Below are 4,475 nucleotides of genomic sequence, written 5' to 3'. Positions count from 1 at the left end.
GGAAAACTGAATATGGCGTTCTGAGTCTTCCCACCATGATCGGGGAAGACCCATAAATATACAGTGATAAACGGAGGCAGTATGGACTACAGCATCAGGCAGGAAAAGAAACGTAAGATTGCCGGTTTTCACCTGGTCGGGCCATGGGAACACACGGTAAAACAGGGCTTTGAACAGCTGGTCATGTGGGTCGATGGCCGACACATTCAGCCGCTGGAGTGGGTTGCGGTTTATTACGATAACCCGGACGAAGTCCCGGCAGAAAAATTGCGCTGCGATACGGCCGTTACGGTACCGGATGATTTTGTTATCCCGGAAAACAGCGAAGGGGTGATGATGACGGAAATTGCGGCCGGAGATTACGCCGTCGCGAAAGCACGTGTTGAAAACTACGACTTCGCCACGCCGTGGTACCAGTTCTTTAACTCCCTTTTGCAGGACAACAAATTCCAGATGGCTCTGAAACCGTGCTTCGAGCGCTATCTCAATGATGGCAACGCCGACGGGTACTGGGACATCGAAATGTTTATCGCCGTAGAGCATAAAGCGGGGTAGTCCTGTTAAATACAGGGTTTTTCAGCCGGGTGTGATCCGCCCGGCTGAAAACACAGTACAATTGTGATTTGCCGTGTAGCTGGAGAGCGGGTGTGCGTCCCGACAAATCATTAACGTCTTTCGAAATTCGGTTGTATAAACACTACCGCGTGGTTCATGGGTGCCGTATCGCGCTGGCATTCGTTCTGACGTTTGTGCTGGTCCGTTTACTGGATATTCCTGAAGGAACGTGGCCGCTGATCACGCTGGTGGTTGTCATGGGGCCTATCTCGTTCTGGGGGAATGTTGTCCCGCGTGCCTTCGAGCGCATTGGCGGTACGGTTTTTGGCTCAGCCCTTGGGTTGATTGCCCTTAAGCTGGAGCTTATTTCATTCCCGGTGATGTTGGCCTGGTGCGGTGTCGCCATGTTCCTCTGCGGCTGGCTGGCGCTGGGTAAAAAGCCCTATCAGGCACTGCTGATTGGTATCACCCTCGCGGTGGTGGTCGGCGCGCCAGCGGGTGATATGACCACGGCACTGTGGCGAAGCGGGGATGTTATCCTTGGTTCACTGCTGGCAATGCTTTTCACCGGTATCTGGCCGCAGCGCGCTTTCCTGCACTGGCGCATTCAGATGGCAAATTACGTCACCGCCTTTAACCGCGTCTACCAGGCCGGTTTTTCACCTAATCTTGTCGAACGTCCCCGGCTGGAGAAGCACCTCCAGCAGATCCTTAATGACGTGGTCAAAATGCGCGGTCTGATTACCCCTGCCAGCAAAGAGACCCATATTCAGAAATCGATTTTCGAAGCTATCCAGACCGTGAGCCGCAATCTGGTCTGCATGCTTGAACTGCAAATCAACGCGCACTGGGCCTCGCGCCCCAGCCATCTGTTAATGCTGAACGCGCAAACGCTGAAAGAGACGCAGCAGATGACGCAGCAAACCCTGCTGACCATCGCTCATGCCCTTTATGAAGGTAACCCGCAGCCCATCCTCGCAAACAGCGAGCGTCTGAATGAGATCGTTGCCGAGCTGAAACAGCTGATCAACGAGCGACAGGGCGATAACGTAGCGGAAACCCCAATCCATGGTTACGTCTGGCTGAGCATGGAGCTGGCGCGTCAGCTTGAGTTGCTGTCGCATCTCATTTGCCGTGCACTGCGCAAATAAAGAGCAGCTATCGCCATATGTGACGGCTGCTGCTTCGATTCAGCATCAATTGGGGTTATGATAGTTTTAAACGATATACTCATTGTCATTCGCAGCCGCTGTCAGTAAGGTTATTGGTACAACGGTTGCTTTAACGAATCCGAATCTCACATTATCAGGGGTGTAAAAATGGAAACTACCAAGCCTTCGTTCCAGGATGTTCTGGAATTCGTCCGCCTGTTCCGCCGCAAAAACAAACTGCAGCGTGAAATCCAGGACGTTGAGAAGAAGATCCGTGACAACCAGAAACGTGTTCTGCTGCTGGATAACCTGAGCGACTACATTAAGCCAGGTATGAGCGTTGAAGCTATTCAGGGCATCATCGCCAGCATGAAGAGCGACTACGAAGACCGCGTTGATGACTACATCATCAAAAACGCTGAGCTGTCTAAAGAGCGCCGTGACATCTCCAAAAAGCTGAAAGTGATGGGCGAAATCAAAAACGCTGAAGCCAAAAGCGAATAATCGCTGCTGATTGCAAAAAAGGCTCTCTGGTGACAGAGAGCCTTTTTTATTACGCAGAGCGCGGCTGAAGCTGGTAGATCCAGGCCTTAACCTGGTCACCTTCGGCGGTGGTCACCATGACCTCGACCCGATCGTAACCGTCTTCAAATTCGTCCAGCATCGGCCAGTGTGCCTCAAGGTTACTGGAGATAAACAGATAACCCTCAACGCGTGGGCCATCGGCGTGCAGCACGATACCCGGAAAATCTGCCGCAGGGCCCCAGCCACGCGCATAAAATGTCCCGGTGACAAAACCGGCCTGCCATTCACCGCCGATGCTTTCGAGAATATGTGCATTTGAATGGCCCGGGCGTAACGTACCGTAGACAAACAAAGAGTCCATTTTTCCTCACCAGAAAAGCAAAAAGCCCGCTTTAAAAGCGGGCTTTTCAGAATGTGGCTCCTCTGACTGGACTCGAACCAGTGACATACGGATTAACAGTCCGCCGTTCTACCGACTGAACTACAGAGGAATCGTTGTGGAGGCTTATCTTAGCGGCGAAAAAAGTTTTGTCAAACTTGATCTTAGTGATTAGCGATCGATTGCCGATTCTGTCATCAGTTTGTTGCAAATCCAGACATCTTTTTATGGAAAATACTTTGCAGGATGAGCTTTTCTCCCCCATCATTTGAAATGGAGTTTCAACTTTTCTCGCTAAGGTCCATTTTGAACGTTACTGCCACTCTCCGCCAGGCGATTATGCGCACGCCATGGTATGCAAAACGTAAAAGTTATCGTGTTCTGTTCTGGCGTGAAATCACCCCGCTTGCCGTACCTATTTTTCTGGAGAATACCTGCGTTCTGCTGATGGGGGTGTTAAGCACCTTCCTGGTGAGCTGGCTGGGTAAAGAGGCGATGGCCGGGGTCGGGCTGGCGGACAGTTTTAATATGGTGGTGATGTCTTTCTTTGCCGCTATCGATCTTGGGACCACGGTGGTGGTGGCCTTTAGCCTAGGCAAGCTGGATCCGAAGCGTGCCCGCGAAGCCGCCCGGCAGTCGCTGATGATCATGACCCTTTTTTCGATCATCCTGGCGGCGGTGATTCATTATTTCGGCAAAGAGATTATCGACTTTGTTGCGGGTGAAGCGACGAATGAAGTTAAGGATCTGGCGCTGACCTATCTGGAAATGACGGTCTTAAGCTATCCTGCCGCGGCTATCGCGCTGATCGGTAGCGGCGCGCTGCGCGGGGCGGGCAACACAAAAATTCCGCTGCTGATCAACGGCGGAATGAACATCCTGAATATCATGATCAGTAGCGTCCTGATCTACGGTGTTTTCTCCTGGGAGGGGATGGGGTTTGTTGGTGCAGGGCTGGGGCTAACTATCTCCCGCTACATTGGTGCGGCAGCCATCCTCGGGGTGTTGATGGCGGGGATCACGCCATCGCTGCGCCTCACGTTAAAAAGCTACTTCCGACCCTTTAACTTCGCCATTATCTGGGAAGTGATGGGGATTGGTATTCCTGCCAGTATCGAGTCGGTACTGTTCAACGGCGGTAAACTGCTTACCCAGATGTTTGTTGCCGGTATGGGGACAGATGTGATTGCCGGTAACTTTATTGCCTTCTCCATCGCCTCGCTGATTAACCTGCCGGGTAACGCCCTCGGGTCGGCCTCCACCATCATCACCGGTAAACGGCTCGGCAAAGGGCAGATAGGGCAGGCGGAGCGGCAGCTGCGCCATGTCTTCTGGCTGTCGACCATCGGTCTGACGATAATTGCGTGGGGGAGCGCGCCCTTTGCCGGGCTGATGGCCTCGTTCTATACCCACGAAGATGATGTTAAAGAGGTCGTTAAGATCCTGATTTGGCTCAACGCGGCATTTATGCCGATCTGGGCGGCGTCCTGGGTACTGCCTGCCGGGTTAAAAGGGGCACGCGATGCCCGCTTTGCGATGTGGGTGTCTATGCTCGGCATGTGGGGTTGCCGCGTGGTAGCGGGTTATACGCTGGGGGTCATGCTCGGTATGGGGGTCGTCGGTGTCTGGCTGGGGATGTTCCTTGACTGGGCCGTGCGTGGGGCATTGTTCTACTGGCGTATGGTAAGTGGGCGCTGGCTCTGGAAATATCCGCGGCACAATGCCTGACAAATGTGCGAAATGTTGAATAAATCGGCAAACGATCGGAAATCTGCATTCTGCCTTTGACAACACCGGGTAGCATCGATAATATGCGCCCCGTTCACACGATTCCTCTGTAGTTCAGTCGGTAGAACGGCGGACTG

Annotated in this window: 5 protein-coding genes and 1 tRNA gene; 4 read left to right on the top strand and 2 right to left on the bottom strand. The window is 52.9% G+C overall.

Annotated elements, in window-relative coordinates:
* Positions 1-81 precede the first annotated feature (81 nt).
* The 3 genes from sbmC to HX884_RS25385 all read left to right on the top strand — a co-directional run bounded on the left by sbmC (position 82) and on the right by HX884_RS25385 (position 2,210).
* Complete coding sequence (sbmC, locus tag HX884_RS25395; protein WP_013097837.1) at positions 82-555, top strand: DNA gyrase inhibitor SbmC; 474 nt, start codon at positions 82-84, stop codon at positions 553-555.
* A gap of 92 nt (positions 556-647) precedes the next feature.
* Positions 648-1,706: an FUSC family protein gene (locus HX884_RS25390; protein WP_058681732.1), complete on the top strand. Its 1,059-nt coding sequence runs from the start codon at positions 648-650 to the stop codon at positions 1,704-1,706.
* Positions 1,707-1,874: 168 nt separating this feature from the next.
* A complete protein-coding gene (locus tag HX884_RS25385; protein WP_010432067.1) occupies positions 1,875-2,210 on the top strand; it encodes a DUF496 family protein in 336 nt (111 codons plus the stop codon).
* Positions 2,211-2,259: 49 nt separating this feature from the next.
* On the opposite strand, the gene HX884_RS25380 is transcribed toward HX884_RS25385, so the two are convergent.
* On the bottom strand, positions 2,260-2,592 hold the full coding sequence (locus HX884_RS25380) for a gamma-glutamylcyclotransferase family protein (RefSeq protein ID WP_058681731.1): 333 nt from the start codon (positions 2,590-2,592) through the stop codon (positions 2,260-2,262).
* A gap of 54 nt (positions 2,593-2,646) precedes the next feature.
* Positions 2,647-2,722: transfer RNA gene (locus HX884_RS25375), tRNA-Asn, on the bottom strand.
* A 161-nt stretch (positions 2,723-2,883) separates the two neighbouring features.
* Here HX884_RS25375 and emmdR point away from each other — a divergent pair.
* On the top strand, positions 2,884-4,338 hold the full coding sequence (emmdR, locus tag HX884_RS25370) for a multidrug efflux MATE transporter EmmdR (RefSeq protein ID WP_120727113.1): 1,455 nt from the start codon (positions 2,884-2,886) through the stop codon (positions 4,336-4,338).
* Positions 4,339-4,475: the final 137 nt, after the last annotated feature.

The sequence above is a fragment of the Enterobacter sp. SECR19-1250 genome, assembly GCF_013391025.1.
Lineage (GTDB): Bacteria > Pseudomonadota > Gammaproteobacteria > Enterobacterales > Enterobacteriaceae > Enterobacter > Enterobacter cloacae.
This window is presented reverse-complemented; position numbering and strand designations above follow the sequence as displayed.